The following is a 19,769-nucleotide window of genomic DNA, read 5'->3' on the forward strand; positions in this document are numbered from 1 at the left end:
GACATCGCCCGCCGTCGACCCTACCGTGCTGAAACTCTGGCTCTGGGTCGTGCCTTCGTCGTTCATTTCATAGCGCGATTTATTCGTCCCGATGGTGACGCCGATACCGCCACCGCTGAACATGCCGCTCTTTTTCTTCTCTTCCAGGCGGTACGTTGAGTCAGTATCGGTCGCGGCAATAATGTCGATATTATTCCCCGCATTCAGGCTGACATTGCCATCGCCCACTACCGCTGAACCCTGAACCAGCAAATCGTTTCCGGCGACGAGGGTCACGTTATCGCCGCTCAGCAGGGTGCCTGCTTCGCGTGTTGCGCTGTCTTCTTCCACTGTGTGGGTGGTGGTTTTGTTCAGGAAACCGCTTTTGGTTTTTGTCTCTTCCTTGAAGTGGTAATCGCTTTCAGTGGCGGTTTCCAGATTGATGTCCCGGCCCGCACCAATGCCGATATCTCCGCTGGCGATAACCTGCGCCGCCTCACTGTTGAAGTCACGCCCCGCCACGATCGTGGTGTTGCCACCGCTGGCGATTTCAGTGCCGTCCTGGCGGACTGATTCGTTGATTTCGACCTTTTTCTTCGCTTTATAGCTGTCACCTTCGGTGGTTTCAACTGCCATCAGGTTTACGTCGCGTCCCGCCTGCATCGCCACGTTGCCTTCTGCTGCAAGCCCTGCTGCCTGGCTATTAATATCCTGACCGGCTACCAGGACCAGGTCGCCGCCTGCGGTGATGGTACTGTGGGCGTTGTCGGTGCTGTGGGTTTCGCTTTTGCCTTTTGAAGCCGATTCACTGGTCTGCCCTGCGTTCAGGTTCAGATCGTTACCCGCAATCAGCAGCGCATTTTCACCGGCGTTCAGCTGACTTGCGTCGACGTTTAAATCGTTGCCTGCCTGCATGCCGATACTGCCGCCTGCCGATATCGTGCTGCCGTTGTAAGTCACCGAACTGTTGCTGGTTGCGTCTTTATTCCGGAAGCCCGACTGGCTGTAGCTGTCGGTTATCTGGTTCGCAGTGATGGCGATATCGCCCCACGCCTGCATCAACAGATCGCCGCCCGCCGTCACGTTCGCGCCGGTGATGTTGATATCGTTACCCGCGAATAAACTCAGAGAATCCATCGCCACAATGCCTGCCATCGGCCCGCGCAGCGTGTCCGTAAAGCTGACCGACTCACCCCCTTTACCGCTTCCAGCCACCGACCACTGCTCGATGAGCGTGATGTTATTGATGTTGCCGTCGAGGCTTTCAAGCGCCACGGTTTTGCCCGAAATTGTCGAGCCAATATTGTTGATATCACCCAGTGAACTCAGTTGCAGGTTGCCACCCGCCTGCATCAGCCCTGCATTCAGGTTGTTGATGCTGTTGGCACTGTCGATGCTCAGGTTATTTTGCGCCGTGATGGTGCTGCCACTGTTGGTGATATTGCCGCCCGCAAGCTGCACGTTATTGCCGGAAATCACGCTGCCGCTGTGCACCGTCACATCTTTTGGCGACAGATAAACTTTCGGGATCATTACCGTCTGACCGTTCACCGTCGCCGCTTCCCACCACAGGATACTGTTGTCGAGTGCCGCAATCTGCGCTGCGGTAAGTGCCACACCGAACTCCAGCCCCAGCGACTGCTGCGCTCGGGCGGCGTTGTCCATCAGGTACTGCATCTGCGCCAGATCGGAACCCACACCATTGATGTAACGGCTACCGGTCTGGTTAAGAATAAAGTTGCTGACGTAGCGGGTGTCGAAGGCCGCATCACCCAGGAAGCGATAGTCATATTCCGGGTGCAGATTTAGTCTGTCGAGGAAATAGGCCGAGCCGAGGAATTGATTCTGATCGGTGTATGTGCTGTTGGTTTCGCGCGGTGCGCTACCCGGTTTGATGCCCATCAGCGAATACAAATCACCAAACAGGCTTTGATCCAGCTCACCCAGACCATCGAGTTTTGGGTTGGTAGTTATGAGATACGGGCTGTTCGGATCGGTGGAGATAACAAAATAGCCGTTCTGCCCAGTTGGCAGCGGGTACACGCTGGTGTCGACGCTGTTCGGCTGATACTGATTGAAGCTGCTGCCCTGCGTGGTGGCATTATTCAGTGCCGTGGCATCGCCAAGACTGGCGTTACCCTGACCGTTGCCATCGTAGGTATCCAGGTCGGAGGTTGGCGAGCCAGATGTATCCAATCCGCTGCCGCCGTTAATTTGCTGCAATGCGTTTTGGAGCTGGTCGTTCCACTGCGGGGAGTTAATGGTAACGGTATCGGTGTCCACAAGGTTCTGTTTTTGCAGCGCATCGTCGATGGTCTGATTGCTCAGTGTGTTGAGGGTTGGAGTGTTGATCGTCGGGCTTACACCACCAGCATTAGCCGTAGTCGTGGTATTGCTGATATCGCGGGTAAAGTTGGCAATGATTTTGTCGCCAGCCTGGATTACGGCGCGGTAGGTTTCACCATTCTGACTCTCTGTTCGTGTTTTTCCTTGGGATGTGAAACTTATAAAATTCACACCTCCCGTGCCGTTCTGGGAACTGATGCTTGATTCGGTGGCGTACACAATCCCGCTGTAACTATATGTCAGATAAAGAGTTTGATTGCTCTCCATCCAAGACTGATTATTAAGTGTGCTGCCACTTAGAATGGCATTTCTGGCCGCTAAAATATTACTGGCATTGTTCTCCATAAGATCGGCCTGCAGAAATAAATCATGGCCAGAGGATATGCGCGCAGTTGCTGAACCATCACTTTTGACGGTGAGCTGTGAACTGGAGATAGCAAACTCCAGCTCACCATTATTTTTATAGGGAGCAGGACGAGACCAATAAGCCCCAGCACAGGAGTTAGCGCATCCTGTAGCAGCACGATAGTAACCATAGTCGTAATTGATACTATCCAAATAGCTTGTCGGGACATCAGCTATCGTCGCTGTCAGCCATGAATATTGTGTTGTTAAATCTGTTTCTCCGCTGACACTCACGCTAAGACCACTTCGCTCATTCAACAAATGCCCGGTCTTAATGGAAATATCCCCACGTAGCGTCTCTATATTTCCGGAAGTATTCACGACTTCGGTGTTGGCATTTCCTGCCATATCGCGCTGCATCCACAGGTTATTGCCCGCCAGAATATCGCCACGATTGTTTTTGATGCTGTTGGCCAACAGGGCCATATTATTCCCGGCGTACAGCAGAGCGGTGTTGATAATATTCCCGGCTGCATTCAGCATCAGGCTACCCGCCGTGCCGGTAAAGCCTGCTACGTTGATGTCGCTGCGGCTATTCAGCGCAACGTCTCCACCCGCTTGCAAGGTGCCCGCGGCATTCATGGCGATGCGACTGCCAGAAAGCGTACTGCTACCGTTACCGATGGTGATTTGCGCATTGTTGGTCAACACACCACCTGCTGTCAGATTCACCGCCTGCCCCTGCATCACGCTCTGGTTGGTAATCGCGCCGTCACTGTTAATATTCAGTGTGTTACCCGCGGCCAGCACGTTTTTGCCAATGAAAGCGTTGCTCAGTTTCAGGGTCAAGTCACCCAGCGCCACGACCTGGCCTAATTGATCGAAACCGCTGCTTGTAAGCAGCAAATAGCCACCGCTGAACAGCTTTCCAGAGGACTTAAGATTGACTTGGTCGGCGGTGATGTTCAGGCTCGAAGTGCCCAGCATCGTGCCTGCGTTGGTCAGTTGCTGGTAGTTCACAGCAAGGTTTTTGCCCTGCGCGAGGCCGTTGTTAGTTAGGCTGTTACCGGTGATAGTGCTCTGTTGTTCTACCAGTAACGTGCCATTGTTCACCGCCGTAGCCGCGTTAAGTGTAAGCCCGCAGGCCTGTAGCCAACCGTTGTTGATGAGCGATGCGGTGTTAAAGGTTAGATCACCTCCGGCAAGGGTTTTGCCCTCGTTACGGGCGGATTTTGCCGCATCGATGCGTGTCTTAGTACCACCCTGAATAAGCCCATAGTTGAACAGATCCGGAGTAGTGATTTTCAGGGTTTGCTGGCTGAGGATACTACCCGTTGTATTATTGGTCAGCGCTCCGGTCAGGTTCAGTGCCAGTGCATTCGCGCCTTGTAAGCGTCCGTTGTTGGTCAATTGGCCGGTATTAACCACCAAATCACCTGCCTGAATACGCCCTTGGTTATCCACCAAAGCCGCGTCGAGCGTGAGTTTTCCGGCGGTAAGCAGGGTTTTATCCTGCTGTTGGGTAAAGGCTCCGGTCAGCGAGACAGTGAGCCCGTCCACGCCGCTTACGTCACCGTTGTTATTAAGCATTCCGCCTTTCAGCGTGAGGTTTTTTGCCAGCCACTGTCCGTTGTTGGTAAGGCTCAGCGCCTGCAGTATGGCGTTGCCATTAGCAGTGATTTTGCTGCTGCTATCAGAGTTCAGCTTGTCGGAAAGTAACAGCGTCAGCGCATCCGCACTTTGGATCGCGCCACCGTTTTGTAGTTGCTGGGCGCTCAACAGGATGCTTTGGCCCTGCCAGGTACCAATGTTGGTGACGCGCCCAGCGTTTACGGTCAGCGTTCCACCGGTCAGCATCTGCCCTCCGTTAACCAGTTCCAGCAAAGGTGCCGCCATCAGCAGGCGGCTTTGCAGGAGCAGGGAATCCAGTCCGACAACAGTACCAGTATTGGTGATTTTATCCCCGCTAAGCGCCAGGTTTTTGCCCTGTAGCGCGCCACGATTTTCAAGCGTTGTTCCCGCAAGCGCCATGTCGCCTGCGCTTAGCATTGAGCCGCTATTGGTCAGCGTCTGCGCGCTAATTTGCATCAGGCCCAGGCTTAATACCTCGCCCGTGTTGTTCAACTGGCCGGAAACAGCCGCGTTCACGCGGTCAGCGCCCAGTAATGTGCCGCTGTTTTGCCAGCTATTTGTCGTGACGCTCACCTGCTCGCCCTGCACCACGCCCGCTGTAGCCAACTGCCAGGCATCCAGGCTTAGCGAACCGCCGCTCAGCGCGCGACCACTAGCGAAAATGTTCAGAACATCGCCCGTCGCACTCAGGTTGCTCATGCCCTGCCACAGCCCGCTGTTATCGAATGTATTCGCCTCAAGCGTCAGGGCATCGGCCATGATTTTTCCGCTGTTGCTGAGATTATCAGCATTGAGGTAAATCGAGGTCTGGCTAAACAGCTGGCCACCGTTAACTAATTCACCACTAACTCGTCCATTTAGCCCGTCGATACCATTAATCGTGCCATTGTTCAGAAGACTCGTATGCGCAAAATCGACAGTTTTACCCTGCCATACTCCAGTATTGCTGGCATTCGTACTGTGGATAGTCAACTCGCCGCCGCTCAGGAATCGGCCATCAGCCTGGTTATATAATTCCTGACTCTCAAGGTTTAACGCGTGATTCCCCTGCACCGTGCCGTTGTTAGTAATAGTGCTGCTGTTTAGCGTCAGTGAGTCTGCCGCCAGCACACCGTCGTTGCGAAGTTCGCCGCTGATGAACGTGGCATTCTGACGCGCCAGTAGCTGGCCCTCCTGTTCGTTATTCAATACGCCATTGAGCTGGAACAGCAGGTTGTTCGCGAGAATCGTTCCCCGGTTAGAGAACTGCTCGCCGGTCAACGTGAAGTCGTCGTTGACCTGTAATAAGCCCGCATTATCCAGATTACCAGGAGAAAGATTTAGCGCCCCACCACTGACGATTTGCCCATGGCTCAGGTTAGAGATTCTGCTGGAATCCAGAGTGAGTGTGGTGTTGCCTTGTAAACGCCCGTCGTTGCTCAACGAAGCCGAGATCAGGCTTAACGCCTGTGCCGCCAGTCTGCCGTAGTTAGTGATATCCGCCGCGTTAAGGGTCAGTTGGTTTTGGCTTAATAGCGCGCCGCTGTTAGTGAACGAGCCGATGATGTGGGCGGTCAGTTCGTCCAGCGCTTGTGTTGTGCCGCTATTGGACCACTGCCCAGCATTCACCAACACGGAATTGCCCTGTATTGCGCCAATGTTCTCCAGAGTCTGGCTTTCCAGCACCACAGCCCCGCCGGTGAGCAATTGGCCGTTTTTCTGGTTGTTCAAACTGTTGCCGGTCAGAGCCAGGCTGTCGTTACCCTGAATAAGGCCACTATTGATTAAATCGCCCTGAAAAGTGACGACGGTTGCCGCCAGCCAGCCACGGTTATCCAGCGTACCCGCAGTCAGTGTCACACCTTGCTGACCGAGGATTTTCCCTTGGTTATTCAGGTTACCGTTCACTCGTAGCGTGGCACTCTGTTCGCTCAGCACGTTTCCGGTGTTAATCCATTCGCCACTGGAAAAATTTAGCGTTTTGCCCTGAATCAGCCCGCCAGTGTTCAGACTGTCGGCATTCAGCTTCAGCTCTCCACCGCTGAGCATTTTCCCCTGACTTACGAGGTTTTTTGCCGTAAGTGTAAGCACTCTGTTGGCCTGCATCGCACCGCTGTTGATGAGGGTGGCGCTGTTGATCTTTAGTTGGTTTGCCGCCAGTTGCCCGGCGTTATTCAGCACTTGCCCATCTATCGTCATCTTCCCGTCTGCCAGCAATAAACCGCCGCTTTGGTTGATGAGCGTCGAGGTACGACTAGTCAGGCTGGCAGCATTGATTTCGCCGCTGTTGGTCAGGATGTTCCCACCGAGAAATAGCTCGCGGCCGGTGGAAATTAGCCCTGCATTGATGAGAGTTGGCAGAGACAGCACAAGGTTCTCTTCGCTGTATAGCGTGCCGCCAAAGCGATTATCCAACACATCGGCACTGAGATTTAGCGCCTGGTTCCCCTGCAGTAATCCGCTGTTGGTAAGCGTGGAGCTGTTAATGGCAAGTATTGGGGCAACCAGTATGCCGGTGTTGGTGATATCACTGCCTGTCAGGCTAATGGATGACGCGTTGCTTTTCCCGCTATGGTTCAGTGAATCGGCAGAAACACTAAGCATGCCTTTTGCAGCCTGAGTCCCTGCCAGCACAGTCTGCGTAGCTCTGATGGTAAGATGGCTATCGGTCTGCAACTGTGACCCTGCAGTGGTGGTCAGGCTGTTCGCATCCAGGCTGAGATTACCTGAAGCATTCAGTTTACCGCTCAAGTTGGCCTGCTTCGCCTTCAGCGCCATGGCACCGTTGGTGGTGGTCAGCGAAGACGCACCGGCAGTCAACTTATCGCTTTCCAGTGTCAGGTTTTGCTTCCCGGACAACGTACCATTCTGGAGAAGTTCCCCAGCATTCACCGTCAGGGAGCCCTCGCTTAACAAACTGCCACTGTTGCGCAAAGTCTGGCTGGCAGTTATCTGCGCGTTGCCTTTAGCGGCGAGCTGGCCGTCCTGGTTTAACGTGTGTGCGTCGACTGTAAGCGTACCGCCGCTCAGCAAGGTGCCACTGTTGTTCAGCGAGCGTCCCTTAAGCGTCAGGTTCTTCTGACTCTGAATCGTGCCGCTGTTTGTCAGGGTATTGATAGATATCTGAGCATCGCTGTTTGCCATAAGCTGGCCACTATTGGTCAGAGTATTCCCTGTCATTACCAAATTCTGTCCAGCGATCAACTGGCCTTGCATGTTGCCGGTTCCGCTTAGCGTAGCGGTGATATTTTGTGCCGCGTCCCCACGGCTGGTTTGATCCACTTCCAGATCGCGAGTGGCAAGCGTGAGATTTTTAGCGGCAGTAATACTGCTGTTCGCCACACTAAATTGGCCCTGACTGTTAAGGGAAATATTGCTATCGCTGGCAAGCTGGGCATCGTTTAAGGAAATATCGCTCTGGCTGGTCACAGACAATGCGCTGCCTGCTTTATGCTCGCCATTAAGGGTGAGACTTTCCCCTTTTACGGTGAAACTTCCGCTGGCAAGACTGTTTTTAACCGTTAATTTTCCATTCGCATCAAGGGTGATATCACCCTGACGAGCATTGAGGTTGCCAAGATTGACGCCAACACCCTTTTCGCTGGAAACCAGGTGAATACGGTTGGCATACATTCCACCGAGCGCACCAGTATCCACGGTGATAAGCGGTGCTGCACCTTCTCCAGCGATGGCTATCACGCTGCCGTTAACACCTACTCGATTGGCACCAGCAATCACTTTTAAGTCTTTTGCATGAATACCCGCGTTGATTTCTGTGGCGCGGGAAATAATCGACAGCGCGTCCGCCTGGCTGCCGTCCAGCCCCTGACCTTCAATGGTGATACTGCCCTTGGTGACATTGAGCTGTTGTAGATTACCGTTAGCGTCAAAAACAGGTTTACCCGTGGTTAACGTCACATTTGGGGTATTAATAAAACCGCAGCCATTACAGGTGATGCCGTACGGGTTGGCGACCATTACGTTCGCCGCCTTACCCGCCACTTCGGTGTAGCCCTGAAGTTGTGAACGGTTCGCACCGGTAACCTCATTGATAATGCCGCGCGCTTCCTGGCCTGCTTTTAGATTTGGGTTGTTCTGAATCAACCCACCAAGCTGTGTCTGGTTTAACTGCCCAGTGGCATTGTTGAGGATAAGCCCCTCTTTTCCGACGTTGTAATCTTGATACTGGTTATGTGAAATTCCCGCCCCGTTGGGCGTGGCAATATTCACCACCGGCACGCCGTTACCGGCCTGGTCCATCTGCGTAGCATTGTTTGCTGGGGTCGGCGCGGCAAATACCGGAAAAATTGGCTGGCCCGCAAGTAAGGCGCAAATAAGATAGCTCAACAGGCGCTGAGCAAAACAAACAGGTTGCTGATGATTATCCATAATCTTTGGCCTCACAAAACGATGCTAATGCGGTAATAAATGCTGAGATGGTCAGGGGCAAACCAGTCCGGATATTTCAGGGGTGTTCCGACCGTGAATTGGCTGGAGTAATAACGGTTGGCGCTCGATAGCCCAACGCCGCCCCCCCACAATGTTCCGGAGGCCCAGGGATCATGCCTGTCTTTTTGTAACCAGCCGCCATCCAGGGCCGCCACGCTGCTGACCTGCCCTATAAATGGCAATGTGAACAACGCGTAGCTGAGCTCATTGCGCCAGTAGCCTCCGTTATCACCGGATAAATACTGTTCTTTAAAACCACGAACCGAGCTTTCCCCACCAATGGTCAAACGTTCACTACCGTAAAGTCGGTCTGGTGACCACTGACCATAAACACTGGTCAGCCACCATAAGTTGTTGGTAACAGGAAGCTGGAAACTTCCATTCACACTCCATTTTTTGAACCCAGCTTTTGGCATATCGCCATTTTTGCCACTGTCATCCTCCGCGCCAAGCCAGGGCACGCCATGACTGAACGTTGGGTTTAACGTGGCAACACCACCAAGTATTTTTTGCGTGTGATTCAGTCCAAATAACAGACTTGAAAGTTTGCGGCTGCTGCTCTCAAGCGATACACCGTTGAGATAGTTACGGCTGATTTGATGTGTAAACCCAACCGATGCACCGGTTTTAATTTCCCCATCGCGGAATAACACACGAGATACAGTAAAACGATGTGTCTGGCTGTCTCCGGTCGATGCCCAGTAAAACCCATTGTTATTGATAGTATTGAGGTAATTGCTCCAGCTATAGCTGTAATCAAGCACGTTGTACCCATAAGGAACACTCAGTCCAGCCTGCACACTCTGAGCATCATGTGAGGAGGAAAAATCACTACTGCGCGCACCACTAACAAACCATTTATCTGCCAGCCCCAGTAGGTTATTCCCGGTCAGCGAACCGTTAAGTTGCCCGGTGCCAGTGCTTTTTTGACCGCTGTTATCAAACCCTATCGAAACCTTAAGTGGAAACTCCGGAGTGGCGGTGAGGTTAACAATGGAATAACCGGGTTTTTCGCTGGGAAGAATTTCAATCTGCACCGGATTACTGCGTAGCCGGTTGATCTGCTCCATACCCTGCTCAATATCACGCAGATTCAGGATTTCACCTTCAAGACCAGGAAATGCCATTTGCAACTGACTGGGTGACGAACCTTCCAGATTTATTTTTTCAAGTCGCCCCTCCAGCACCGAAATATTTAATTCCCCGTGTGACAAATCCTGCTCGGTGAGGAATGCACGGCTTGTTATATAACCCTGATGAATATACCAATCAGAAATATCTCGTGCTAATTGAGTTATTTCCGGCATACCAATACATCGATTAATGTAACGCCTACCAAAGTCAATTTGGTATTTTCCAGAAAATATTACGGCATTATTTATATGAATCTTATGAATTATAAAACAAGGGCCTGTGGTAATAGTGGGTACTGGCAACACAAGCTTTTCGGAAGAAAGACTGCGTTGCAATTCATCTCTTTGCTGCTGATTTTTTTGTAATAAATCCTGCTGACCCTGGCGCAGCAAATCACGATCCGCGGGGCTTAAAGGAGCCGAATACAAAGGACAGCTAATAATAACTATTAAGCAGGTAAAAACACGCAGAGTAGAGAGTATTTGAGTAGGCACTTATATCTTCCATGAATATATGCACCCATTATCAAAATTAATATGGCGGCACATTCTTTAATATAAAATTATAGTGTGCCGAATAAACCATATCCGTTGAAACCATTCAAGTAGCAGTATAAAGATCCAATAGTTCTTTATACACAGATCACACCCTGGTAAACACTTCATCCACCATTGCACTTCCCAGACGCATTGCGGAACAAATACGTGGCATCCCAAGTGAAACGCCCTGGTGTGTTTGGGTAGTTGCAAAACTCACGGGCTGATGCTCACTGTCACAATCGTCGCCAAGCCACGCCAGAGCTTCTTTGCTTTCCATCATTCCAGCTGTCGAAGGAAACATCAGCCACTCATAGTAGTAATGGCGCGTGCGGGCTGAAGCATTCACATCGCTGGCGAGTTGGCTGATTGCCAGCGCGCGAACTTGCTCAATTAATTCTGTGGCCTGCGATAAACGGCCAAAGCGCAGCGCGTCACCAAACGCGCCCCAGTACAGCTCCTGCAACGCGACATAGCAGCGACCAGCGGGAGAAAAGGTAAAATAATGCCCAGCCTGCCAGCGTGCAAAAACTTGCTCGCAATGTACGAAGCCCAGGTGAGTGAGGTCGGTGCCCTGTAATTGTGTTTCCAGATTACCGACACGCTGCGCCAGTTGCTGCTGAACCTGAATGAGCTGCTTGCGGGCTTCTGAGGTGTCATTGGTCACCCGTGCCGAAGTTAACGCCATGGCACAGATGCTTTCATATACTTTCTCAATTGCGAAGTGCCTCTTCGCCACCCGCTGGCAAAGATGCCCAAGCATCGCCAGCATCACTTCAGGTTTTTCAAGCAGAGCCTCATCCACTGCCCACTTCTGCAACTGGCTCTGGCCGATAAACTCCCCGGTCAGCCTCTGGTAATACGCTTTGCTTTGCTGAGAACGCCACGGTTCACGAGAGATACCGCTGTTTCTGGCAAAATCGACGACAAATTTCTCTGCAACACACTCCAAAGCGCGAGTTTGAGTTCCTGGTAATACACTGCTCATTGCTGTTCTACCGTAAAAAGCGTCTGAATATCATCCCGCAACAGGCGGGTGTCCTCATGGATGTAACGTGTGATTCTTACGCACTGCTGAAGCTGTTGGCGCAAAGCGGTCACCGCTTCTTCATTTTGCTGGCGCACCACCAGGCTTTGTTGCAGGTTAAGACGTATCGCTTCCAGTGCCTGGGAAAAATCAACAAAGAACGCCGTCATTCCTTCAGTCACAGACATTTCAATTTGCGCGGCCATATTCTGATTAAGCTGCAACAGGAAATCGCTGACGTGTTGACACAGTTTGCGTTGTACATCAGCTAAAGAAATGACGTAGCGACTTTGCATCACGGTATATCCTTCCCAGCCCCAATCCTCGCTATTAAGCCAGCGCGCAACCGTTCCGCGCATCCCGGCCTGGCGTCGCAGTTGGGAGACAGGAATATCCTGCTCTTCAATGAGTTCATTAAATGCCTGATTAGCATTGAAGTTTAATAAGCCAACATGAAATACCGGCAGACTGATATTGGTTCTAAATCCTGCTTGCGCTAACCCTTGTGCAACGCGAGCCTCTATCGGTTTTAGGGTGTTACGCAGCGTATCTGCCAGTTCAACTTCCAGATAACTAAAAAGATGGGTTAACTCTTCAGTCATCTTTTCCTGCGCGGCGGTCAGGATGATTTCGCATGAAGCACGGATCCTGTGCAGCGCAATCTGTGCCGATTCTTCATCGTCAAAACTGAGCGTTTCATTGCGCGCATCAAAGTCATTACCGCGCTGAGTCCCAAACGACAAAGCCTGCCGCTGGAGCTTTTCAGGCACTTTTCCATGCTGAAAATAGTTCTGAATATTGTCATTAATCTGCTGTTCATAACGGCGAATAAAATCACTCATCGCTTCAACAGCCAGCTTAGTATTGCTCTGCGCAACGACGTTTGCGGCTTTCTGACTGGAAGCAGCAAGACTCATGTCATCTTCAAGGGCTGCGATATTCTGCTGCAGTTGCTGGCTGGCAATATGCAGGCCCTGGCAGCGGAAATTCAGGTAATCCTCCGCACCCTGCGTGTAATTCAGTAATTTCTGGCAGGCAGAACGCAGTGCGTACATTGAAGCATTGGCATGTGCAGCATGAAGCACCGTGTGAATGGGCTCAGCAAACTGCGAGTCCTCCCACAACAGCTCAGCCGCCTGGCGCAAAGCACCCGCATCGGCCAAATCCTCACTTTGCCAGCGGCGGCCTAGTGCAATATCAGCAAAATCCTGCACCCAACGCTGCTCATTCGGGTCCGGTAACTTGCCGTGCAATGCCAATTCATGACGCGCTCGATTAGCCAGATATCCCCACATCGATGACACAGGGAAGACATGGTGAGGCTCAATCGTTCCTTTCATAAGCGTGCCAGAAATTAACGCTTTAACCTGTTCTGCATCGTCACCATTTCTGTCTTTCTGGTCGAATTTATTCACCAGCGCATAGAGCGGGACAGATGACCCGGTGCCCAATATCGCTTTACGTACATCTTCGTCAGAAACAGATTTTAATTGGGTGTAATCCAATACCGCCAACACAGCAGAAGCCTGCGACAGCTGCTCCTGAAGCATTTTTTGTAGATGCGGCTGCCCGGCTTCGTTTGGCCCCGGAGTATCCAGTAATGTCAGTTGCCCATAGGCTTTATCCATTCCTGCTAAATGGACAAACTCCACTTCAATAACAGGAACATGCTCAATTGCGGCATAGGCCTTAAATGGAAAAGCCACATCCAGTGCTTTCGATAAACGCACTAAATCATTAAGGCTTTTCAGGCAATGGAAAATAGGTTGGGCACCAAGATAATGCTTAGCGAAAGATTCCCCTTGGGAAATACGGGTTAATAATCCCGTCATATCTCGATCAATTTCCAGGTGCTTTGACAGCGTTTCACGATCGGTTTGTTGCAAACGAATTTGCAATGTATTCATAAGCTGTTCGATGGGTTGAACATAGGGAAAATGCAGCACGGGTTCACGCTGGCCCGGGGTGTGACGAATGAGTGTCGGTAATGCTGTCATAGGGCGATTACGGTTAGGTAATACCTCAGTCCCAATAATGGCATTAATGGTGGTCGATTTTCCCGCTTTTACTGTTCCGACAATCGCTAATACCATTTCATGCTGAGTTATTTTGCGTAACTCATTTTGCAGCATAGCCTGCTGCGCCTGGATGCTGCGTGGGCTAAATTTCGCAGGGACGGCCCCTCCAGCTTGGGACTGCCCAAAATAATTAACGTCATGCTGTGTAGTAAAAGAAACTGTTTTTAGTGTATTCAGATTTTGCAGGGCGAGTTGTAATAACCGCTCCGCTTCCTGACTTAACTCAAATATTGCTTGTGTGTGCATAAAAAATCCTTACTTAAATCAAATTATCCGGATTTTTAAAAACCTTTATATTTTTTGTGCCTATTCAGTACCGGAAATTATAATTACGCGCGGAAATCATTTATTCGACAATATTATAATCAGGCTTATTTTTTCATAGCGTGAGTTTCTGGTTAAATAACCAGAAAGAAAGACCATAGCGTATTTTTATAAACTTATTCTGTATTTTCGTCGCGAATTTGGCAATTGATTAACGTTTTAAAATAGCATTTTCTTATTACGATATTCTGGCTGGCGCAAGGCATAGCGGCAATCGTCCCCACAAAAGTAGGGTTTTAATGTATAATCACGCCACTTTTGGCGGGAAACCGCAATTTTTAAATCTTATTTTTGAGGATATGACGATGACACTCCCTCATTGCCCTAAATGCAATTCCGAGTACACCTACGAAGACAACGGTATGTTTATCTGCCCAGAATGTGCACATGAATGGAATGATGCCGAACCCGCTGCAGACAACGATCAACTGGTTGTTAAAGATGCCAACGGCAACCTGTTAGTTGACGGTGATAACGTCACTGTAATTAAAGATCTGAAGGTTAAAGGTAGCTCTTCTATGTTGAAGATTGGTACTAAAGTTAAAGGTATCCGTCTGGTTGAAGGCGACCATAACATCGATTGTAAAATTGATGGTTTTGGACAAATGAAGTTGAAGTCTGAGTTCGTTAAGAAGAACTAGGTTCGTTCCCCCTGCCCCTGAGGGGCGGTTCCTGCAAAGCCAGAGAAGGTTCCGTTCACTAAACGTTCAGTGTTCCCTGTACTTACCGAAACGGTGAACGTATCAAGGGTGCTACCGCAGCACCCTTGATAATCCCGGCTCCCGGCGTTTAAATCGCTGCTTCGCAGTAAACCTCCATTTTTCCTTTCAGTCCCAGGGTCGGTTGTGACGCGCTCCCGGCGATCACAACCTCTCGCCGTTCCCGACGGCTCGACCCGGCCTTACAGTCAAAACGAAGGCGATTTATGCCGGACTCAAAGGTCAACGTCAAAAACAAAGGTCAAAACCTAAACCAGCCTGGCTTTTGACTTTAGGTTTTGACGTTGACCTTTATCCCCGGCTTCAATCGCGCCGTTTTTCGCCCTTCAGTCGTGGTCACGTGGTCTGGAACCACGTGAGTGAGCGATCGCCGGGAGCGAGTCGCGAACGACCGCGAATGTTGGGTGAAAAACGGTGTTCACCGCGCAGCGGCGATTGACTTGCCGGGCGCCAGGATTGCCAAGGAGAGGGCGTTCTCTCCTTGGCACGTTCACCGTTCACAGATTCATGTGGGATCGCATAACGTACAGGTGAACGGAAACTCACCGAACCAGGCATAAGATATCCCTTTCCCCGCCTGGCTTGCCCAGACTCCCCCAACTAAACTTATTCTGCACTCCGCATTATGAGGAACGAACAATGTCTATCGGACCCTACATCTTTTTTGACGGCACCTGCGAAGAAGCAATAGCGTTCTACAAACAAGCCGTCGGTGCTGAGTTACTGTTTAAAATGACTTTTGGCGAAATGCCAAAAGACGAGAATCAGTCGGCTGAAGGATGCAGCAGCGGTTTTAACTGGCCGGACGATAAAATCATGCATGCCAATGTGCGCATTGGCGGTGGCGAAGTGATGATGAGCGACGGCAATATGTGTGCCGATAAAGTGAAACACACGGGCTATGCGCTGAGCCTTACCACCACAGATGTCGCAGAAGGCCAACGCTGGTTTGATAATCTCAGTGCAGGTGGCGATGTCACCATGCCGTGGGGGGAAACGTTCTGGGCAAAAGGTTTCGGCATGCTTACCGATAAATACGGTATTCCGTGGATGGTGAATGTCGAAAAACCGATGTAACCAAGCTCTGGGAAACTACCGTCAGCTCCATAACAGACGGTAGTTTCCCATTCCTTAACGTGCAATCGCCCAGTTAATGGGGATTGCACCCTCGCCGCGTAGATAATCCTGCAAAGGCTGCGGCCTATATGATTCGCTTAGCCATTCACCATTGATTGCCGACTGTTGAAGTAGCGTTGTGCCACAACTAAGACGCTCAATCACCGACTGGTGGACCATCGTTGATGAGGTAACCGGCGGCGGAAGTTGTCGGGGCATAATGCGCAAATAACGCGTAGGTGGATACCAGTCACAATGCAGCGGCCCAAGTGGGTCAGCCACCACTTCACTGGGTGCCAGATTTACGCCCAAATCGTCGAGAGCATCATGCATCCAAAGGTACGCGCCGTTCGACAAGCTGCGGTCTTCGTCCGTGCCAATATAACCCCCACCAACATCATGATGAATACCGGGAAACATCACCTGCAAAATACGATCGCGGTTATCCCACAGCACCGGCGCTAAATCGAGACGCTGCTCATCAATGGCGATGGCCTGAAGCCCGTATTTAACCCGTGAATGCAGCTCTGTATTGTTAAAACGAAAAACGTTGTAACGCTTGTCATTGAAATACTTCGGAATCCCCATCTGCCCAACGGTTTCCCACACGGCAACCGCCTCTATGGACAGCGGGCGCGAAATGCAGGTTGGGTCCACACTGTCACAGAAAAATCCCGGCAACTCACGCACCACACTTCCCAAAAGACTGGGGCTCATATCCGGAGCATGAGCAAGATATTGCGCCCATACGGATGAAGCAAAACGCCACGCTTCATCTTTATTGCGAGCGCTTAAATTCAGCTTTTCACGATTTAATAAACCACGGTCGATAATCATCTGAGCCAGCACTCGCGCGGTATAAGCACCGTGGCTAAATCCAACCAGATAGATACGATCGCCCATCTGCCAGTGCCGACTTATAAAGGTATACCCGCGAATGATCGGCACGATCAACTCGGCGCCAAATGCGCCGCCGAGGCGTTTCACCAGACCATTATGCGGATCGCCCATCCCATAAATGTACTTGGCAACTTGAACGATCCCGCCACTGCTATTGGTAAGGATCTTTTCTTGCTCATTGGCTAACAACAAACTCTGCTTATCAACATTCCCTTTCAGATCAACAAACAATTGATAAACGTTACTCGCTGCGGCTTCGTCATCCGCTTGATTTTCTACACCGGGAGCGGTCCATGTGCCATCGGCACAAAAAATAATGTTTTTGCTCATCGCTGCTTTCCCAACACCAAAGGGTACCTGTAAGCAAAGACAAAAACGAAGCGTGAAACAATACGACAAATAGTTGATTAGCCTGATGACTTCCAGGCTGGAACTCACTCTTCATCATACCGAAACTTATCCTTAACAAAATCGTCACATTTCATCGGCACCATGAGGCAACTTTTTAAGGAGCCTGAATGATGCAAACAATTATTCGCGTCAACAAATTGAGCAAAACCTTCAACCAGCATCAGGCATTAAATGCTGTTGATTTGGAAGTTAATGAAGGTGAGATGGTCGCTCTGCTGGGGCCATCTGGTTCAGGCAAATCCACCCTCTTACGCCACCTGAGCGGGCTGATTACTTCTGATAAATCAGCCGATTGCCACGTCGAATTACTGGGCCGCACCGTGCAAAAAGCGGGCCGACTGGCAAGCGACATCCGGCAGAGTCGTGCTCACACCGGCTACATCTTCCAGCAGTTCAACCTGGTGAACCGCCTGACGGTTCTCGAAAACGTGCTGATTGGCGCACTCGGAGCCACGCCGTTCTGGCGCACCTGTTTCAACTGGTTTTCCCGTGAACAAAAGCAGCGTGCGTTGCAGGCGCTGACCCGCGTCGGCATGGCGCAAATGGCGTATCAACGCGTCTCCACCCTGTCCGGTGGGCAACAACAGCGCGTGGCGATTGCCCGTGCGCTGATGCAACAAGCAAAAGTGATTCTCGCCGATGAGCCTATTGCCTCACTCGACCCGGAATCAGCACGCATTGTGATGGAAACGCTGCACGACATTAACCGCCTGGACGGCATCACCGTTGTGGTGACGCTGCATCAGGTGGACTACGCCCTGCGCTATTGCGAACGCATTGTCGCTCTGCGCCAGGGTCATGTGTTTTACGACGGAAGTAGCTCTGAGTTCGACAACGAACGTCTGGGCAATCTTTACCGCAGCATGAATCGCGTTGACGCGGTTGCTGCTTAACAACTTTGTTATCTCTTTCAAGGAACAGTCAGCCATGAGCTACAAAAAAGTTGCCGCCCTCGCCTTTACCAGCCTGCTAAGCGTCAGCACTCTGTTCAGCACCGCTCATGCGGATGAACAAGAAAAGTCCCTGAACTTCGGCATCATCTCGACTGAATCACAACAAAACCTGAAACCGCAGTGGGACCCGTTCCTGAAGGATATGGAGAAGAAACTTGGCGTGAAAGTGAATGCTTTCTTCGCACCAGATTACGCCGGGATTATCCAGGGGATGCGTTTTAACAAGGTGGATATCGCCTGGTACGGCAACCTTTCGGCCATGGAAGCAGTAGACCGCGCTAACGGCCAGGTGTTTGCTCAGACGGTAGCGGCAGATGGCAGCCCGGGTTACTGGAGCGTGCTTATCGTTAACAAAGACAGCCCAATCAACAATCTGCAAGACATGCTGGCAAAACGCAAAGAACTGACGTTCGGCAACGGTGACCCTAACTCAACGTCCGGTTATTTAGTCCCTGGGTACTACGTTTTCGCTAAGAACAATGCCGCGCCAAACGAATTCAAACGTTCTGTGAACGCCAACCACGAGACCAACGCGCTGGCGGTGGCCAACAAGCAAGTGGATGTGGCGACCAACAACACTGAAAACCTCGATCGTTTGAAGCAAACCGCGCCCGAGAAATTCAAAGATCTGAAAGTCATCTGGAAATCCCCGTTGATCCCAGGCGATCCGATCGTGTGGCGTAAAAACCTCTCCGAAGCCACCAAAGACAAAATCTATGACTTCTTCATGACTTACGGCAAAACTCCGGAAGAAGCCGCAGTGCTCAAAGGCCTGACCTGGGCGCCGTTCCGCCCATCCAGCGACCTGCAACTGGTGCCGATTCGCCAGCTCGCCCTGTTCAAACAGATGCAAGGCGTGAAGGACAATAAAGGGTTAGCCGAGCCTGAGAAAGCGACCAAAGTCACTGCGCTGCAAAACCAGCTGAGTGATTTGGATCGCCTCACCGCCGCACTTTCTGCGATGAGCAACGTGAATAAAGCGGTTCAGTAAAAACAACCCTAACCCTCTCCCCAGGGAGAGGGTTAAAGCCCCAAACACGGAGCACCCCATGCAACAAACCATTCAAGTCGCCACACCCAAACGTAGCTGGTTCTCGCTACTGGCCTGGGCGATTTTGTTAGCGGTACTCGTTGCCTCCTGGCAAGGCGCGGAAATGGCTCCGCTCACGCTGTTCCGCGATGCGGGCAACATGGCGACCTTCGCCGCTGACTTCTTCCCACCTGATTTCAGCCAATGGCAGCAATATCTGGGCGAAATGGGCGTCACGCTGCAAATCGCCGTCTGGGGCACAGCACTATCCATCGTGCTTTCCATCCCTTGTGGCCTGATGTGCGCCGACAACCTGGTGCCATGGTGGGTTTACCAGCCAATGCGCCGCCTGATGGACGCCTGCCGCGCCATCAACGAAATGGTCTTTGCGATGTTGTTCGTGGTCGCCGTCGGCCTTGGCCCGTTCGCTGGCGTATTAGCGTTGTTCATCCACACCACCGGCGTGCTTTCCAAACTGCTTTCCGAAGCGGTGGAAGCCATCGAACCCGGCCCGGTAGAAGGGATTCGCGCCACCGGTGCCAACAAACTTGAAGAGATTATCTACGGCGTGCTGCCGCAGGTGATGCCGCTGCTTATCTCCTACTCGCTGTATCGCTTTGAGTCGAACGTGCGTTCGGCAACGGTGGTCGGCATGGTCGGCGCAGGCGGGATTGGTGTGACGCTGTGGGAAGCGATTCGTGGATTCCAGTTCCAGCAAACCTGCGCGCTGATGGTCATTATCATCGTCACAGTAAGTCTGCTGGACTTTATGTCGCAACGGTTACGTAAGCATTTCATTTAACGAGGCTTT

The 19,769-nt window shown here is 51.4% G+C and carries 11 protein-coding genes; 6 read left to right on the forward strand and 5 right to left on the reverse strand.

What is annotated here, in order from left to right:
- The 4 genes from LVQ76_RS18480 to LVQ76_RS18495 form a co-directional block, all read right to left on the reverse strand.
- Positions 1-8,670, reverse strand: an 8,670-nt coding sequence (locus LVQ76_RS18480) for a two-partner secretion domain-containing protein (protein ID WP_232922225.1), incomplete at its 3' end; no start/stop codon positions are given.
- An 11-nt stretch (positions 8,671-8,681) separates the two neighbouring features.
- Positions 8,682-10,358: a ShlB/FhaC/HecB family hemolysin secretion/activation protein gene (locus LVQ76_RS18485; RefSeq protein ID WP_370640082.1), complete on the reverse strand. Its 1,677-nt coding sequence runs from the start codon at positions 10,356-10,358 to the stop codon at positions 8,682-8,684.
- 148 nt (positions 10,359-10,506) lie between these two features.
- A complete protein-coding gene (locus LVQ76_RS18490; protein ID WP_232922226.1) occupies positions 10,507-11,388 on the reverse strand; it encodes a diguanylate cyclase regulator RdcB family protein in 882 nt (293 codons plus the stop codon).
- Entirely contained in the window at positions 11,385-13,751 is a 2,367-nt protein-coding gene (locus LVQ76_RS18495; protein ID WP_232922227.1) for a dynamin family protein, read from the reverse strand. Before LVQ76_RS18495 ends, LVQ76_RS18490 begins: the two co-directional genes overlap by 4 nt.
- A 383-nt stretch (positions 13,752-14,134) precedes the next feature.
- Between LVQ76_RS18495 and LVQ76_RS18500 the strand changes: the two genes are divergently transcribed.
- The 3 genes from LVQ76_RS18500 (at position 14,135) to yjdN (ending at position 15,625) form a co-directional block, all read left to right on the forward strand.
- A complete protein-coding gene (locus LVQ76_RS18500; protein WP_034457014.1) occupies positions 14,135-14,470 on the forward strand; it encodes a zinc ribbon domain-containing protein YjdM in 336 nt (111 codons plus the stop codon).
- 437 nt (positions 14,471-14,907) lie between these two features.
- Positions 14,908-15,108: a hypothetical protein gene (locus LVQ76_RS18505; RefSeq protein WP_232922228.1), complete on the forward strand. Its 201-nt coding sequence runs from the start codon at positions 14,908-14,910 to the stop codon at positions 15,106-15,108.
- A 79-nt stretch (positions 15,109-15,187) separates the two neighbouring features.
- Positions 15,188-15,625, forward strand: coding sequence for a VOC family metalloprotein YjdN (gene yjdN / locus LVQ76_RS18510; RefSeq protein WP_151994171.1), 438 nt, complete (start codon positions 15,188-15,190; stop codon positions 15,623-15,625).
- Positions 15,626-15,679: 54 nt separating this feature from the next.
- Here yjdN and LVQ76_RS18515 read toward each other — a convergent pair whose 3' ends face one another.
- Positions 15,680-16,894 carry a phospholipase effector Tle1 domain-containing protein gene (locus tag LVQ76_RS18515; RefSeq protein ID WP_232904717.1) on the reverse strand — a complete coding sequence of 405 codons (1,215 nt, stop codon included), beginning with the start codon at positions 16,892-16,894 and terminating at the stop codon, positions 15,680-15,682.
- A 191-nt stretch (positions 16,895-17,085) separates the two neighbouring features.
- Between LVQ76_RS18515 and phnC the strand changes: the two genes are divergently transcribed.
- From phnC to phnE, 3 genes are read left to right on the forward strand one after another with little or no spacing between them, the layout of a single operon-like run.
- Positions 17,086-17,868 carry a phosphonate ABC transporter ATP-binding protein gene (phnC, locus tag LVQ76_RS18520; RefSeq protein WP_232865462.1) on the forward strand — a complete coding sequence of 261 codons (783 nt, stop codon included), beginning with the start codon at positions 17,086-17,088 and terminating at the stop codon, positions 17,866-17,868.
- A 34-nt stretch (positions 17,869-17,902) separates the two neighbouring features.
- Entirely contained in the window at positions 17,903-18,919 is a 1,017-nt protein-coding gene (gene phnD, locus LVQ76_RS18525; RefSeq protein WP_151994173.1) for a phosphonate ABC transporter substrate-binding protein, read from the forward strand.
- 58 nt (positions 18,920-18,977) lie between these two features.
- Complete coding sequence (gene phnE, locus LVQ76_RS18530; RefSeq protein ID WP_232865410.1) at positions 18,978-19,760, forward strand: phosphonate ABC transporter, permease protein PhnE; 783 nt, start codon at positions 18,978-18,980, stop codon at positions 19,758-19,760.
- Positions 19,761-19,769 lie beyond the last annotated feature (9 nt).

The organism is Buttiauxella cochleicola (genome assembly GCF_021283185.1).
Classification (GTDB): Bacteria; Pseudomonadota; Gammaproteobacteria; order Enterobacterales; family Enterobacteriaceae; genus Buttiauxella; species Buttiauxella massiliensis.